17 protein-coding genes are annotated in these 14471 nt (G+C 41.7%); 5 read left to right on the top strand and 12 right to left on the bottom strand.

Translation table 11 applies throughout. The features are described 5' to 3' along the window. Window positions 1-4: 4 nt before the first annotated feature. The 6 genes from ACVR1I_RS05940 to ACVR1I_RS05915 all read right to left on the bottom strand — a co-directional run bounded on the left by ACVR1I_RS05940 (window position 5) and on the right by ACVR1I_RS05915 (window position 4558). On the bottom strand, window positions 5-874 hold the full coding sequence (locus ACVR1I_RS05940) for a branched-chain amino acid ABC transporter permease (protein ID WP_447443113.1): 870 nt from the start codon (window positions 872-874) through the stop codon (window positions 5-7). 68 nt (window positions 875-942) lie between these two features. Then, window positions 943-2121: an ABC transporter substrate-binding protein gene (locus tag ACVR1I_RS05935; RefSeq protein WP_447443112.1), complete on the bottom strand. Its 1179-nt coding sequence runs from the start codon at window positions 2119-2121 to the stop codon at window positions 943-945. An 87-nt stretch (window positions 2122-2208) separates the two neighbouring features. Then, window positions 2209-2481, bottom strand: a complete 273-nt coding sequence (locus tag ACVR1I_RS05930) for a YlbG family protein (RefSeq protein ID WP_447443111.1) — start codon at window positions 2479-2481, stop codon at window positions 2209-2211. 101 nt (window positions 2482-2582) lie between these two features. Then, window positions 2583-3173: an ATP-dependent Clp protease proteolytic subunit gene (locus tag ACVR1I_RS05925; RefSeq protein ID WP_447443110.1), complete on the bottom strand. Its 591-nt coding sequence runs from the start codon at window positions 3171-3173 to the stop codon at window positions 2583-2585. Between the two features lie 114 nt (window positions 3174-3287). Continuing rightward, window positions 3288-3917: a uracil phosphoribosyltransferase gene (gene upp / locus ACVR1I_RS05920; protein WP_447443109.1), complete on the bottom strand. Its 630-nt coding sequence runs from the start codon at window positions 3915-3917 to the stop codon at window positions 3288-3290. Window positions 3918-4003: 86 nt separating this feature from the next. Continuing rightward, window positions 4004-4558, bottom strand: a complete 555-nt coding sequence (locus tag ACVR1I_RS05915) for a sugar O-acetyltransferase (protein WP_447443108.1) — start codon at window positions 4556-4558, stop codon at window positions 4004-4006. A 91-nt stretch (window positions 4559-4649) separates the two neighbouring features. Here ACVR1I_RS05915 and ACVR1I_RS05910 point away from each other — a divergent pair, with 91 nt between their 5' ends. Continuing rightward, a complete protein-coding gene (locus tag ACVR1I_RS05910) occupies window positions 4650-5024 on the top strand; it encodes a YbgA family protein (RefSeq protein WP_447443107.1) in 375 nt (124 codons plus the stop codon). Between the two features lie 31 nt (window positions 5025-5055). On the opposite strand, the gene ACVR1I_RS05905 is transcribed toward ACVR1I_RS05910, so the two are convergent. Together ACVR1I_RS05905 and ACVR1I_RS05900 are read right to left on the bottom strand one after the other, a co-directional pair. Continuing rightward, window positions 5056-6216, bottom strand: coding sequence for a MalY/PatB family protein (locus ACVR1I_RS05905; protein WP_447443106.1), 1161 nt, complete (start codon window positions 6214-6216; stop codon window positions 5056-5058). Further along, a complete protein-coding gene (locus tag ACVR1I_RS05900) occupies window positions 6217-7308 on the bottom strand; it encodes a cystathionine gamma-synthase (RefSeq protein WP_447443105.1) in 1092 nt (363 codons plus the stop codon). Window positions 7309-7468: 160 nt separating this feature from the next. On the opposite strand from ACVR1I_RS05900, the gene ACVR1I_RS05895 reads away from it, so the two are divergent. Continuing rightward, a complete protein-coding gene (locus tag ACVR1I_RS05895; RefSeq protein WP_447443104.1) occupies window positions 7469-8914 on the top strand; it encodes a UDP-N-acetylmuramoyl-L-alanyl-D-glutamate--L-lysine ligase in 1446 nt (481 codons plus the stop codon). 100 nt (window positions 8915-9014) lie between these two features. Here ACVR1I_RS05895 and ACVR1I_RS05890 read toward each other — a convergent pair whose 3' ends face one another. After that, a complete protein-coding gene (locus ACVR1I_RS05890; RefSeq protein ID WP_447443103.1) occupies window positions 9015-9734 on the bottom strand; it encodes a pseudouridine synthase in 720 nt (239 codons plus the stop codon). Between the two features lie 66 nt (window positions 9735-9800). Then, complete coding sequence (nagB, locus tag ACVR1I_RS05885) at window positions 9801-10502, bottom strand: glucosamine-6-phosphate deaminase (RefSeq protein ID WP_447443102.1); 702 nt, start codon at window positions 10500-10502, stop codon at window positions 9801-9803. A 99-nt stretch (window positions 10503-10601) separates the two neighbouring features. Between nagB and ACVR1I_RS05880 the strand changes: the two genes are divergently transcribed. The 3 genes from ACVR1I_RS05880 to ACVR1I_RS05870 are packed head-to-tail and all read left to right on the top strand — an operon-like array spanning window position 10602 to window position 12295. Next, window positions 10602-10769, top strand: a complete 168-nt coding sequence (locus ACVR1I_RS05880) for a hypothetical protein (protein WP_447443101.1) — start codon at window positions 10602-10604, stop codon at window positions 10767-10769. A gap of 12 nt (window positions 10770-10781) precedes the next feature. After that, a complete protein-coding gene (gene queA / locus ACVR1I_RS05875) occupies window positions 10782-11810 on the top strand; it encodes a tRNA preQ1(34) S-adenosylmethionine ribosyltransferase-isomerase QueA (protein ID WP_447443100.1) in 1029 nt (342 codons plus the stop codon). A gap of 11 nt (window positions 11811-11821) precedes the next feature. Next, the gene (locus ACVR1I_RS05870) at window positions 11822-12295 is read left to right on the top strand and encodes an arginine repressor (RefSeq protein WP_447443099.1); all 474 of its coding nucleotides are present in this window, start codon (window positions 11822-11824) and stop codon (window positions 12293-12295) included. 21 nt (window positions 12296-12316) lie between these two features. Here the strand turns inward: ACVR1I_RS05870 and ACVR1I_RS05865 are convergent, their stop codons facing one another. Together ACVR1I_RS05865 and ACVR1I_RS05860 are read right to left on the bottom strand one after the other, a co-directional pair. After that, a complete protein-coding gene (locus ACVR1I_RS05865) occupies window positions 12317-12763 on the bottom strand; it encodes a GNAT family N-acetyltransferase (RefSeq protein ID WP_447443098.1) in 447 nt (148 codons plus the stop codon). 72 nt (window positions 12764-12835) lie between these two features. Then, window positions 12836-14449 (bottom strand): C69 family dipeptidase, encoded by a 1614-nt coding sequence (locus ACVR1I_RS05860; RefSeq protein WP_447443097.1) that lies wholly within the window; start codon window positions 14447-14449, stop codon window positions 12836-12838. Window positions 14450-14471: the final 22 nt, after the last annotated feature.

Raw genomic sequence — 14471 nt, 5'->3', positions numbered from 1 at the left:
ATTCCTACACCTTTTCCTTTACATTTTTACCGAGGATACCGGCTGGTCGTACCAAGAGAATCAAAATCAGTACTGCATACACCACAGCATCACGGTAGCTTGAAAATCCAACTGTAACCGCCAAGGTTTCCAAGAAGCCAATGACCATGCCACCAAGGGCTGACCCTGGAATAATCCCAATTCCTCCTAAAACAGCAGCTACAAAGGATTTAATTCCTGGTGCCATCCCCATCAAGGGCTCAACAGAGTTGTAATACAAACCAATCAAGACACCCGCTGCACCAGCAAGGGCTGACCCTAATGCAAAGGTAAAGCTGATCGTTGAATTGACGTTGATCCCCATGAGCTGTGCAGCATCACTATCCACTGAAACAGCCCGCATAGCTTTCCCCATTTTGGTCTTTTGAACAATAAATTGTAAGGCCAACATTAAGAAAACAGAGACACCTAAAATGGTCAACTGAACATTTGTAATGGTGATGGGACCAAGGTTATACTTGACCGTTTCAAGGGCCTGCGGAAAGGCTCTGGTATTAGCACCAAAGAAATAAATCATGCCGTATTCCAGTAAGAAAGATACACCAATAGCGGTAATCAAGGCCGCAATCTTGGTAGAATTCCGTAAAGGACGATAGGCCAAGTATTCAATGATGACACCGATTGCTGCAGTCAACACCATTGTCAATATCAAAGCGACAAAGAAATTCATCTGGAAAGTATTGATCAAAAAATAACCAATAAAAGCCCCCATCATATAAATATCCCCGTGTGCAAAGTTAATCAATTTAATAATGCCGTAAACCATGGTATAGCCAAGTGCTACCAAAGCATAGACACTTCCTAAAATCAGACCATTTACCAATTGTTGGAACATAGTTCACCAAACTTTCTATTTAAAATAAGAATTCTGGAAGGCAGCTTTCCTCCCAGATTCTATCTGTTTTATTCTACTGTAACAGCCTCTGCTGCAGCTTCTTTCCCGTTTTCCAATTTCACCATGATGGCAGATTTGACTGGGTTATGGTTTTCATCGATTGAGATTGGACCTGTTACCCCTTCAAAATCTTTCAAGTCTGCCAAGTTACCGGCGATATCAATGGAGGTTTTCGCGCCTTTTGCAGCTTCTGCTGCCATGTAAACTGCATCGTATGAAAGTGCTGCAAACATGTTTGGCTCTTCACCGTATTTTTCTTTATAGGCAGCGACAAAGGCTGTTGCTTTTTCAGAAAGTGCTACGCTAGTAGAGTAACCTGACACATAATAAATATTACTTGCATTGGCTGTACCCGCACCTTCGATAAACTTGCTATCAGCAAAGCCATCTGGTCCAAGGATAGCTGCATCAATCCCCATTTCACGTGCTTGCTTGGTAATCAAACCAGCTTCAGTGTAATAACCAGGAATCACAAGAGCATCAAAGTCTTTGTCCTTGATTTTTGTCAAAGCTGCTTGGAAATCTTTGTCACCTGCTTGATAGGTTTCTTCTACAACAATCTCACCTTTGTAGGCTTCTTTGAAGGCTTTGGTAATTCCTTTTGCATAGTCACTTGAATTGTCTGAATAGAGAACAACTTTTTTCGCAGATAAGTTACTACTTGCATAAATAGCCATTACTTGCCCTTGGAAACTGTCTTGGAAGGTGGAACGGAAAACATAGTCATTCACTTTACCGTCTTTCGCAACTGTTAAGCTATCTTGCGTTCCAGATGGTGTAATCAATGGTACAGCCGCTTGCATAATAGCTGGAGTTGCCGCTGCTGTGGCACCTGATGTCGCAGGCCCAATCACCACATTGACTTTTTCTTCTGTTACCAAATTGGTCGATACCGTCGCAACTTCTGAATTCTCAGACTTATTGTCCTTGGTTACAACTTCTAATTTTTTGCCATCAACACCACCTGCTGCATTGATTTCTTCAACAGCTAAGTCAGCCCCATTTTTTTCTGCTTGACCATAGGCTGCAACAGCTCCTGACAACTCTAGGTTGTAGCCAATTTTAATAGTCTCCCCCACTGTGGTTCCTTCAGCAGTTGTGTTACTAGATGGTGCGGCACCACAGGCTGCTAAAAAGGCTACCGAGGCAAGGGTTAATACGCCTGCTACAATTTTTTGATGTTTCATAAGAATCTCCTTACATCTTTCTTAAAAGTAATACTGTTCTAATATACTGAATTATCAGAAAATTGTCAACAAAAAAAGAAAACTTTTTTAAATAATAACGTTTTCTTTTTCATCTCGGTATAAATTTCCCACAAAATTTTGGTCAATATCTTTCACAAAGGACGGCAAAATTTTCTTCACAAATCGTTCTTTTTTCAAATTTTTGATTAAAGCCTCTGCCTGATTTTGGTCAACATACAAGAGAACATAGCGCATTCGCTTAGAATGATAAACCAAATCCCCATGCTGATGTAACTTTTTGGCATCCCGATTGTAATGAAGGTAGACAGTTAAACATGTTCTTTCTTTTTTTTCAAACATTCTTACTCCTCTTTCTTTCCGATCTTCTTCATTATATCATAGAAGAGGATTTTAGAAAAACGAAAAAAAACTGAAACACAGTGGTTTCAGTTTGAAATAACTTATTTGGCGTCGGCTGGATTCATGATTTTATCAATAAAACCGTAAGCCAAGGTTTCTTCAGCGGTCATCCAATAGTCACGCTCGGCATCTTTATGGATCTGTTTCACCGTTTTACCAGAATTATCCGCTAGGATTTTCTCTAATTTATGACGGGTTTTTAACAAATGCTCCGCAGCAATAGCCATATCGGTTTGCTGGGTACCACCACCCGTACCACCCATCGGTTGGTGAATCATGTATTCAGCATTTGGCAACATGAAACGTTTGCCCTTGGCACCGCTTGATGCGATGATGGTTCCCATAGAGGCTGCTGTCCCCATGACAATGGTTTGCACATCAGCCTTAATGAAATTCATGGTGTCCACAATCGCAAGACCTGCTGATACAGATCCTCCTGGTGTGTTAACATACAAGTAGATATCTTTGGTTGGATCTTGAGCATCTAAGAACAAGAGCTGAGCAATGATGGAATTGGCCATATTGTCTTCAACCGTCCCTGTCAACATGATAATGCGATCTTTTAATAAACGAGAATAAATGTCATACGAGCGTTCGCCACGACTGGTTTGTTCAATAACTACTGGAATCATAAACAATCTCCATTTCAAATTTTATGATACTATTATAATTTTTTGGTCAAGAAAGGTCAAATAAAAAGTGTCCTTCATTAAAAAAAGGTGCTGAGCACCTTTTAACTACATTATTTATTTTGTACCAAACAAGCGGTCACCGGCATCTCCTAGACCTGGAACAATGTATCCATGCTCATTGAGCTTTTCGTCAAGAGCCGCTGTGTAGATATCGATATCTGGATGAGCTTCTTGCAGTGCTTTGACCCCTTCAGGAGCTGCTACAAGAGCTACAAATTTAATATTGGAAGCTCCGCGTTTTTTCAGCGAATCAATCGCCAAGATTGCCGACCCACCAGTTGCTAACATTGGGTCTACAACAAAAATATGACGGCGATCAATGTCCTCAGGTAGTTTTACTAAGTATTCAACAGGTTGCAATGTTGTTTCATCACGGTACATACCAATATGCCCAACTTTTGCGGCTGGTACAAGACTCAATAGGCCATCTACCATTCCAATCCCTGCACGTAAAATTGGAACAATCGCTAATTTTTTACCAGCAATTTGTTTTTGGACAGTTGTTGTGATTGGTGTTTCAATTTCCACATCTTCAAGTGGCAAGTCACGTAATACTTCATATCCCATCAACATCGCAATTTCATCAACTAGTTCACGAAAGTCTTTGGTGGATGTATCTTTCCGGCGTAAAATAGATAACTTATGCTGGATAAGTGGATGTGAGATGACTTGGAATTTTCCCATGGTAAAACCTCTCTTTATTGTTTTTTCTATTTTACCAAAAAATTAGGAAAAATGCTTGTTTGAATACAAGAAATTTTGCTGATTTTTTAGTCTTCGATCTCTTTAATGATACGCGCAGGATTGCCAGCGATAAGAACATTATCTCCAAAAGATTTTGTAACCACAGAGCCTGCCCCCACTACAACATTGTCTCCCAAGGTGACCCCAGCTAAAATCATAGCACCACCACCTATCCATACATTGTCACCGATGGTAATGGGAGCCCCGTATTCCGGCCCAGCAATTCGCTCACTGGCTTTAAGAGGGTGTAACGGTGTGTAGAATTGAACATTCGGTCCCAGCATGGCATTGTCCCCAATCGTGACCCGACAGGTGTCCAAGATCATCAGATTAAAATTAGCAAAGAAGTTTTTACCAACTGAGACATGGCAACCATAATCCATGGTTAAGGGGGCTTCGATATAAAGATTGTCACCTGTCTGCCCCAGCCATTCTTTCGCAATTTTTGTTCGAGTCTTCCCATCTGTCTCTGCCGCATTAAAGGCCTTTCGGTAGTCTCTTGCAGCCTGTCTGAGTGCCACCAATTCCGGATCTCCTGCGTGATAGAGTTGTCCTGCCAACATCTTTTCTCTTTCAGTCATAACTTCCTCCTTTTTCTTTATTATAGCACGAACTATCTTTCTATTCGTTATTTTTTCTGATCTATGCGATAATAGACGAAAGGAGAAAACCATGCGCGCATTTCAAAAAGATTGGGCTTACCATAAATACTGGGTCATGGGGCATTCACAAGCCCACTACAATGCCTTACGCCTCTTATTCAAGGGTAATGATTGGTCTCAAGAAAAAGCAGAGCAGTACCAACAGTTACTAAAAGAAGCTGGTCAACTTTCACCCAGCAAGGCGACACTAACCACCAGTTACCAACACATGTGGGGCTACTTTAAGAAAAAAGCCAGTCCAGAGGAGAAAGAGACCTATAAATTTCTGATTGAGGCTGTGAGGCCTAAAAAAGATGACTTGAAGCCCTTTATTCTCCAACTCATCGACAAATACCAGCCGGCTTACTTGGTCCGCTCCAAATTTTATGACGACAAAGGATTTTAAAAAGGTTGAGAATGATTCTCAACCTTTTTTATTATCCAAATACGGCGACAATGCGTTTGCAGGCCTCTTGAACAGTTTCTAATGGTGTCGCTACATTCAATCGGGCATGGAGCTTGCCCTCTTTCCCAAAGGCAATTCCATCATTTAAGACAACCTTAGCCTCTTTAAGCAACTTATCATGCACCTCATTATGGCTTAAGCCATAGGCTGAGAAATCCAGCCAAATCAAATAGGTCCCTTCTGGTTTCATGACCTTTATCTGGCTGTTTTGTTCAAGGTAATCAACTGCATATTGAATATTTTTCTCCAAAACAGTCTTCAACTCTTCTAGCCAAGGTTTTCCAGTCCGCAAGGCTACTTCTGTCGAAATCAGGCCAATGGTTGGAATTTCATGTTGGTTGTTGGCCAACTGACGGTCGTAAAAAGCTTTCCGCAAGGCTTCATTTTCAATAATGGCAAAACTATTTTTCGTACCTGCAATATTAAATGTCTTGGTGGCAGAGCCAAGGACAATGGTAAAGTCTTTAAAATCTGGTGATACCGTATTGAAACTATGGTGCTGGTTGCCAAAGAGAGCCAAGTCCTGATGGATCTCATCCGAAATCAGTAAGACATGGTGCTTTTGGCAAATTTTCCCAATCTGAAGTAGTTCTTCCTTGCTCCATACCCGTCCACCAGGATTGTGGGGACTACATAAAATATAGAGTTTAACATCTTGTTCTACAATGTCTTTTTCAAGCTGGACAAAATCAATCTCAAAGCGATTGTTTTGAAGAACCAATGAATGGTTAACCAACTTACGCTTGTTGAGCTTAACAGACCGAGCAAAAGGAGGATAGACAGGGGTATTGATCAGCACACTGTCGCCTTCCTTAGTGAGGGCCTGGATCGCAACTGAAATGGCTGGAACAACCCCTTCAATCAAAAGAATGTCTTTTCGTTCAATGGCGTAGCCATGCTCTGCTTTTTCCCAGTCAATAATGCTTTGGTAGAGGCTGTCGCTAGCATAAGGATAGCCAAAAACATGTTCTGAAGCGTATGAAATCAAGGCTTCTTTCACGCTCGGTAAGGGCGGAAAGTCCATATCAGCCACCCACATTTGTAATAGATCCGGGTCTTTTTCACTGCTATGCCACTTCATGGTGTTTTGGTCCAACCGATTGGGCCTGGTTGTAAAATCAAATGTTGCCATCTAAACCTCCAAAGCTTGTTTCAAATCTGCAATCAGATCATCTGCATCCTCAATCCCGATAGACAAACGCAAGAGGTCGTCGGTCAAGCCGTATGAATGACGAACGCTTGCTGGAATATCAGCGTGGGTCTGAGTTGCTGGATAGGTAATCAAAGACTCAACACCACCTAAACTCTCCGCAAATGTAAAGACTTTTAAGGTATTCAAAATGGCTGGAATCCTTCCTTCATCCTCCACCTTAACCGACACCATGCCCCCTTTTCCAGTATAAAACACTTCCTTAACAGCTGGATGATTGCGAAGGAATTCGACCACTTTTTGGGCATTTTGAGTCGAACGTTCCATCCGAAGAGATAGGGTTTTGAGCCCTCTCATCAAGAGGTAACAATCAAGCGGTGACAGGGTCGGACCCGTTGTATTTTGGTCATAGAACAGTTTGTCATAAATGGCCTGGTCATTGGTCATCAAGACACCCGCCAACACATCATTGTGACCAGAGAGGTACTTGGTAGCTGAATGCATGACAATATCTGCTCCCAGTACCAAGGGATTTTGGTAAATTGGACTATAAAACGTATTGTCGACAATCACCAGTGCTCCATGCTGGTGAGCTTTTTCTGCTACTCTTGCAATGTCAAATTCCACCATCAATGGATTGGTTGGAGTTTCGATAAAGACATAGTCTGTTTCATCTGAAATGGCTGCTAGCATCTCTTCTTCAGTATTGGTATAGGTAAAGAAATACCGGCCTTTTTCTTCTTGTTCGTTAAACCAGCGGAAAGAGCCACCGTACAAATCACGTGCCGCAACAACTTTTGAGCGATCCGGAAAGGAATTAAAGAGCAAGACAAGGGCCGCCATTCCAGAAGATGTCACCAAGGCATAGTCTGCCTTTTCAATCTTGGCCAATGTTTTTTCTAAATTCAAACGAGTTGGGTTCTTGGTCCTCGTATAGTCAAAACCAGTGGACTGTCCAAATTCTGGGTGCTGGTAGGTCGTTGACAAATGAATGGGAGAAATCAAGGCTCCAGTAGCCTTATCTGAATTAATCCCTGCCTGGGCTAAAATCGTATCTAATTTGTAATCTGTCATGGTACTCTCCTTTGTTATTCCTAGTTTTATTATAGCATGAAAGGCCTGTTTATAAATCGTTTTTCCCATAGTTATTTAAAAAGACCGTCTTTGGATTTCTTTATAGCTGACTTTACCTGTTTTACTTGTCAAACCACCTAAATCGGTTTACAATAGTAACATGATTAAGATTGAAACTGTATTAGCTATTTTAAAACAAGACCAAAATTTTCGCAGTATTGTCCATCAAGGAGAGTTTGCTCATCACTGGAAGGAAGTAACATTCGATGCCCTCAGTTACGATAGTCGCAAGGTTAGTCCAACAACCCTCTTTTTTGCCAAGGGAGCTGCCTTTAAAAAGGAATTCCTAGAGCAGGCCATTGAACAAGGTTTGGGCTTTTACATTAGTGAAACCGACTACGACGTTGCGATTCCTGCTATTCTCGTCAATGACATCAAACAAGCCATGAGTTTGGTTGCCATGGAATTTTACCAGCATCCAGAAAAGAAAATTAAACTTCTGGCCTTTACTGGCACAAAAGGAAAGACGACTGCAGCCTATTTTGCATACCACATCTTGCAACAATCCCACAAGCCAGCCATGCTTTCCACCATGAACACGACGCTGGATGGGAAAACCTTTTTCAAGTCGGCCTTGACCACACCTGAAAGTTTGGATTTGTTTTCCATGATGGCCCAAGCAGTTGACAATGGCATGACCCATTTGATCATGGAAGTATCCAGCCAAGCCTATTTGGTAAAGCGAGTCTACGGATTAACCTTTGATGTTGGGGTTTTCTTGAACATCAGCCCAGACCATATTGGACCGATTGAGCATCCCAGTTTCGAAGATTATTTTTACCACAAGCGCCTTCTATTGGAAAATAGCAGAGCTGTTATCATAAACAAGGGCATGGACCACGCGGATTTTGTCCTCGACAGTGTTGCTGAAAAAGATTGGGAAGCCTATGGACATGGCTCTGACAATGCTGTTGAGAACAGCCAAGCCTTCTCCTTTTCCACAAACGGAACCCTTGCTGGTGACTACACTATCCAGTTGATCGGTCAGTTTAACCAAGACAATGCCATTGCTGCAGGACTGGCCTGCCTGCGTCTAGGAGCCAGCTTAGAAGATATTCAAAAAGGAATTGCTGAAACAGTTGTCCCAGGCCGAATGGAAGTCGTCACCCAAACCAATGGTGCAAAAGTTTTCATTGACTATGCCCATAATGGGGACAGCTTAGAAAAATTACTCGGAGTAGTAGAACAACACCAGAAAGGGCAAATCATCTTGATTATTGGCTCCACTGGCAACAAGGCAGAGAGCCGTCGAGCAGACTTTGCAAGGGTCATCAATGCCCATCCAGCTATCCAAGTCATCTTAACAGCCGATGATCCAAACTTCGAAGACCCGCAAGCCATTTGCCAAGAAATAGCCAATCACGTTACACGACCAGTTCAAATTCAGGTCGATCGAGAAAAAGCGATTCAAGAGGCTCTAAGCCTTACCACGAAAGATTCCGATGCGGTCATCATTGCTGGAAAAGGCGCAGATGCCTATCAAGTGGTCAACGGTCAAAAGGAAGATTATCTTGGTGATCGCGTCATTGCTAGTCGCTATCTATAAGTAAATTAAAAAGAGGGCAATCCCTCTTTTTTTATAGCCAATTTGGCCATATCCTTACGTATTTTTAACAAAAGAAAAAGAGTGGTCCCCACCAACTCTTCTAATCGAAATAGGTCTTTAAATGGGCTTCTTCTGCTCTTGTCAACTTCCTATACTGACCAGCGGGGAGCGTTTCTTCCAAACGAAATCCTCCAAAGGCAACCCGCTTGAGATAGGTTACTTTTAACCCGTAGGCCAGAAACATTTTTTTGACCTGATGAAACTTTCCTTCCGATATAGTCAAATAAGCACTGCTTTTTTCAGGACGAGTCTCAATGATTTCTAGGTGGGCTGGCTGGCAGCTGGTCCCATCCAAAAAGACTACTCCCTCTGCAAAAAATTCTGGTGCGTCTTCTTTTAACTGGCCATTCACTTCTACCAAATAGGTCTTTGATACGTGGTGTCTAGGATGGAGCATGCGAAAGCCAAGGGGACCGTTGGTGGTTAAGATGACTAGCCCTTCAGTATCTCGATCCAATCGCCCAACAGGATAAATGCCATCCTGCCTGTCCTTTTCTGATAAGAGATCTACTACTGTCTGGTGTTTGGCATCACTGACCGCTGTCACGACGCCGGCTGGTTTGTTAAGAAGGAAGTAGGCGGACGAATTTCCTCTAATAATCTGACCAGAAACTGTGATTTTTTGTAGTCCAGAGTCCACAATCAAGCTATCTTTTGTAGCAACTTTCCCATCTACCCGTACTTGGCGTGAACGAATCAATTTTTTTACAGCATTGCGGCCACCTAATCCAGCTTTTCCAAGTAATTGATCCAGTCGCATAATCCCTCACTTTCTGAAGTTTAGTATAACACAAAAAAGCCCCAAACAGATTAGGGGCTATCCTGTTTATAGTTTTGAAGCAGCCGCCTCATCTACGATAACAACAACATCGTCGTGTTTTTGTAACACACTGGCTGGAAGGTCTTCCGTGATCGGACCATTGACCATTTGTGCAACGGCATCTGCTTTTTCTGCCCCAAAGGCCTCAAGAACAATTGTCTTGGATTTCAAGATGGAAGCAATCCCCATGGAAATGGCCTGTTTTGGTACATCATCCATACTAGCAAAGAAACGACTGTTGGCTTCAATGGTATTTTCTGTCAAATCCACAACATGGGTTGTCACATCAAAGGATGTTCCTGGCTCATTGAACCCAATGTGGCCGTTGCGGCCAATTCCTAAGATTTGGAAATCAATTGGATTTTCGTCAATGATTTGGTCATAACGTTTTACTTCTGCGTCTAAATCTTCCGCTAATCCATTTGGCAAATGATTTTCCTTAAAGGGTTTGGCATTAAAAAGATTATCCCGCATGAAGTAATCATAACTTTGGTCGTTTTCGACTGGTAAGCCAACATATTCATCCAAATTAATACTAACCATATCGGTAAAATCCAAATCGCTTTTGACAATTTCTTGGTAGAAGGTAATCGGAGTACTACCAGTTGCGAGACCCAAGGTTTTTGCACCGGCCGCAACTTTTTCTGAAAGAATATCAAAGGCAACTTTTCCACCTTCAACAGCGTCTTTAACTATTATTATTTTCATGTTCTTATCCTCCTCAAGTGGTTATAACCATTATAACGGTCTATACCAATTTTTGTCAAGTCTTAACCGAAAAAATGTAAAATATGGTATAATAAAACCATGTTACCAGAAGTATTGATGTTATTTTTGGCAGGTCTTGTACTCTGCCTTATCGCCTATTTTATCAAAAGTATCAAATGGCTCCGCATTCTCTTATTAGTAATTGGGGTCTTCTTACTCTTGTGCCCATTTTTATTGCTTTTTTATCTCTTAACACCACTTATTTAACAAAGGAAGATTATGAACACTAACGATTTTGATTTTGAATTACCAGAAGAACTGATTGCCCAAACGCCACTTGAAATCCGTGATGCTTCTAAATTGCTGATATTAGACAAGGAAAAGAAAACCATGATCGACAGCCATTTCGATGCCATCGTGGACCAATTGCAACCAGGTGATGCCCTGGTCATGAACAATACCCGTGTCCTCCCCGCCCGTCTTTATGGGGAAAAACCTGACACGCATGGGCATGTTGAATTGCTGCTCTTGAAAAACACCCAGGGAGACCAATGGGAAGTCTTAGCAAAACCAGCCAAACGGCTCAAAGTCGGAACCAAGGTCGTTTTTGGAGACGGCCGCTTGCAGGCGGTAATCGTGGAAGAATTAGAGCACGGTGGGCGCATCGTCGAATTCCAATACGAGGGAATCTTCCTTGAAGTCCTAGAAAGCCTAGGCGAAATGCCACTGCCGCCTTATATACACGAAAAATTGGAAGACAAGGAACGTTACCAAACGGTTTACGCCAAAGAAAATGGCTCTGCTGCTGCGCCAACTGCAGGTCTTCATTTTACCCAAGAATTGCTTGAAAAAATTGATGCCAAAGGCGTGAAGTTGGTTTACTTGACCTTGCACGTTGGATTGGGAACATTTCGTCCTGTATCAGTTGACAATGTGGATGAGCATGAAATGCATTCAGAATACTACCAGCTCAGTCAAGAGGCCGCAGATACCTTGAATGCCGTCAAGGAAAATGGTGGACGTATTGTAGCTGTTGGTACGACTTCTATTCGAACCTTAGAAACCATTGGCAACAAATTTGATGGAAAGCTAGCAGCAGATTCAGGCTGGACCAATATCTTTATTAAACCTGGTTATACCTTTACCGTTGTCGATGCTTTTTCAACCAATTTTCACCTACCAAAATCCACACTGGTCATGTTGGTTTCTGCCTTTGCAGGTCGTGAATTTGTCCTTGAAGCCTATCGCCATGCCGTTGAAGAACGCTACCGTTTCTTTAGCTTTGGCGATGCCATGTTTATTTCCTAACAGGTAATCCTATGAATAAAATTGAAAGCCGTCACCAACTCATTCGCTCACTCGTCATGGAAAACAAAATCCATACCCAGCAACAATTGCAGGAACTACTGGAACGAAATGATGTCCATGTGACCCAATCAACACTCTCTAGAGACATTAAGTTATTGAATTTGGTCAAAATTACAGAAGGAGGCTCAACCTACTATATCATCAATACTATCGCTCCTTCTCGTTGGGAAAAACGCCTGCGTTTTTATATGGAAGACGCCCTAGTCATGTTAAAACCTGTCCAACACCAGGTTGTTCTAAAAACCTTACCGGGACTCGCTCAGTCCTTTGGATCCATTTTAGATGCCATGGAAATTCCACAAATAGTCGCAACCATTTGTGGAGACGATGTCTGCCTGATTATCTGTGAAGATGCTACGGCAGCCCAAGCGTGTTTTGAGACCCTTAAGCAGTACACGCCACCTTTCTTTTTTAGCAAACGATAAAAAGACACCTAAGGTGTCTTTTTATTTTTTATCCAATAACATATCTTGATGAGGAATGCCATCTTCTAAATAGACTTCTGAAATAGCTACAAAGCCCAGTGATTCATAAAAGGCATCTAAATATTTTTGAGCTGAAATTTGAATCTGGCTCTCACCCATTTCTTCCAAAATATAGGAAATACAGGTCTGCATTAAGCGTCTGCCCAAATCTTTTCCTCGGTGTTTTTCAGCCACAATCACTCGACCAATAGAAGCCTGTTCAAACATAACTCCTTTTGAAAACAGACGCGCATAGGCAGCTAATTCCCCATCTTCATAGAAACAGACGTGTAGACAATCTTGATCTTTTCCATCCAAATCTTGATAAGGGCAATTTTGTTCTACCACAAAAACAGCTAGACGCAAGGCTAAAATATCATAGAGTTCTGTTTTTGTTAATTCATCAAATCGTTTTATTGTAAATGCCATAACCCACCTCTTGTTCATTATAGCAAACATTCCTAGGAACGTCAAACGTCCTAGGAATATGGTGATAGACGCTTACTGCTGATTTGATTTCTTATAAAAGATATATCCACCAATCAAAATAAGTGGTATAAGACCAATAAACCAACCATTCATGTTAGAAGAAGTAGATTTTTCCTCTTTGTTGGTTGCTTTCTTTTCAGACCCTTGTTTCAAGGATTTCACTTGTTTTTCCAAAGACGCTTCGATTTCTTTGAGCCGTAAGAAGGTTTCTTCTGCCCGTTTCAAGCTATCTTGAGTCGCAACTTGAGCTGCTTTTTCTGGATTTTCTGCATGAAGGGCAATCACTTTTTGGTCTTGCTCTTTTTGAGCAGTTATCCACGTTTGCTCGAGCGTTTTTACTTCATCAATAACTTCTGTACCAAATTCGGTTGGATATTGAGCCACCATATCATTGATGTGGGAAATCACCCAATACCATGAATCCGGACTATATTCCACACTGGTATCTTGATAAGCTTTATAGGTCTCTGTAATGTTACCATAATATGGTAAATAGGGTGCATTTCTTGGGCTACCAATTGCCAACCACATCACCCCTCCACCTAATTCAGCTGGAATTTCTTCTTTTAATTGGAAGATGTGTGCTTCCATGACATTTTCATTGGAAATGGGATAGGCATAGCCTTCAACAGCATTTTTTGATTCTGGTTTTCCTTTGCCATCCAACTCCATTTGATCCAATGGCTTCAAGTCTAAGCCTTCAAATCGATTGCGTTGCAGGGCCATGGCATCTTCTAGTTTGAATTTCTTGTCAGAAGAATGCAAGAGCTCGTAGTACTCATCTTCATAGGTCACTGCTGCTGACTCATCTAGGGCTTTGATTCCAGAGTAAGAACGGGAACGATTGGCATCTTTTAATGGTGGATTATAGGATTGGGCAATATGAAATTGTCCATCCACTTCTTGATAAGTCCCGGCTTCTTCGGTCAGCCCTTTCACATTATCAGAAGCAATGACTCCTTCTTTATCTGAAAAATCAACGTGGCCGAGATAGAAGGTATTTGGAAATACTGCAAATTTATCTGCTGGAAATTGGATTGCAACATATTGGTGACCAGATAAGATTTCCATATACCAGACACCTTCTTTGTCTGCTAAGACAACAATATTCCCTTCTGCTGATCCTTTTTCTGTCACAATTTTAGCCAGCAATTCTATCCCTTCACGGGCTGTTTTGACTTGTTGTAAAATGATACTCGCCATGGAAGATTCAGCCAAGCCGTCTTCTACATAAGGATCTAATTTCAAGATGTCGTCATTGGCCGTTGCAGAAACAGTTGCTGACATGGATACCCCATATTCATTAAATCCTGCCTCATCATAAACCCCGTATTCTGGTGTCACATCTGGTACAGCAGTGTATTTAAACGAAATTGCTGGCAGTGGGTATTCAAAACCGTTGGCTTGGTCTTTCCACATTGCCCCTTGCGCATTTTCTTTTCGTTCATGAACCACAAATGTTTTATTGTGATTGGGCTCTAAATCTTCTGTTCGACCGTAGAGCCAGCTACCATCTTCCGTTAAGTCTTTTCCAATAATAAATCCTGTACAGGCTGAAACAAGGGGTTGGAATACCCATAAACTGATACAAAGCAATAAAAGAGAAACGATTTTCTTTGTTTTCATCTGATGTCCTCCAAGATTCGTT

It is taken from the genome of Streptococcus cameli (genome assembly GCF_053207365.1).
This window is presented reverse-complemented; position numbering and strand designations above follow the sequence as displayed.

Bases quoted from the DNA above. Each gene is read 5' to 3' on its own strand.
- ACVR1I_RS05940 (WP_447443113.1), bottom strand. From the start codon at position 874: ATGTTCCAACAATTGGTAAATGGTCTGATTTTAGGAAGTGTCTATGCT.
- ACVR1I_RS05935 (WP_447443112.1), bottom strand. From the start codon at position 2,121: ATGAAACATCAAAAAATTGTAGCAGGCGTATTAACCCTTGCCTCGGTA.
- ACVR1I_RS05930 (WP_447443111.1), bottom strand. From the start codon at position 2,481: ATGTTTGAAAAAAAAGAAAGAACATGTTTAACTGTCTACCTTCATTAC.
- ACVR1I_RS05925 (WP_447443110.1), bottom strand. From the start codon at position 3,173: ATGATTCCAGTAGTTATTGAACAAACCAGTCGTGGCGAACGCTCGTAT.
- upp (WP_447443109.1), bottom strand. From the start codon at position 3,917: ATGGGAAAATTCCAAGTCATCTCACATCCACTTATCCAGCATAAGTTA.
- ACVR1I_RS05915 (WP_447443108.1), bottom strand. From the start codon at position 4,558: ATGACTGAAAGAGAAAAGATGTTGGCAGGACAACTCTATCACGCAGGA.
- ACVR1I_RS05910 (WP_447443107.1), top strand. From the start codon at position 4,650: ATGCGCGCATTTCAAAAAGATTGGGCTTACCATAAATACTGGGTCATG.
- ACVR1I_RS05905 (WP_447443106.1), bottom strand. From the start codon at position 6,216: ATGGCAACATTTGATTTTACAACCAGGCCCAATCGGTTGGACCAAAAC.
- ACVR1I_RS05900 (WP_447443105.1), bottom strand. From the start codon at position 7,308: ATGACAGATTACAAATTAGATACGATTTTAGCCCAGGCAGGGATTAAT.
- ACVR1I_RS05895 (WP_447443104.1), top strand. From the start codon at position 7,469: ATGATTAAGATTGAAACTGTATTAGCTATTTTAAAACAAGACCAAAAT.
- ACVR1I_RS05890 (WP_447443103.1), bottom strand. From the start codon at position 9,734: ATGCGACTGGATCAATTACTTGGAAAAGCTGGATTAGGTGGCCGCAAT.
- nagB (WP_447443102.1), bottom strand. From the start codon at position 10,502: ATGAAAATAATAATAGTTAAAGACGCTGTTGAAGGTGGAAAAGTTGCC.
- ACVR1I_RS05880 (WP_447443101.1), top strand. From the start codon at position 10,602: ATGTTACCAGAAGTATTGATGTTATTTTTGGCAGGTCTTGTACTCTGC.
- queA (WP_447443100.1), top strand. From the start codon at position 10,782: ATGAACACTAACGATTTTGATTTTGAATTACCAGAAGAACTGATTGCC.
- ACVR1I_RS05870 (WP_447443099.1), top strand. From the start codon at position 11,822: ATGAATAAAATTGAAAGCCGTCACCAACTCATTCGCTCACTCGTCATG.
- ACVR1I_RS05865 (WP_447443098.1), bottom strand. From the start codon at position 12,763: ATGGCATTTACAATAAAACGATTTGATGAATTAACAAAAACAGAACTC.
- ACVR1I_RS05860 (WP_447443097.1), bottom strand. From the start codon at position 14,449: ATGAAAACAAAGAAAATCGTTTCTCTTTTATTGCTTTGTATCAGTTTA.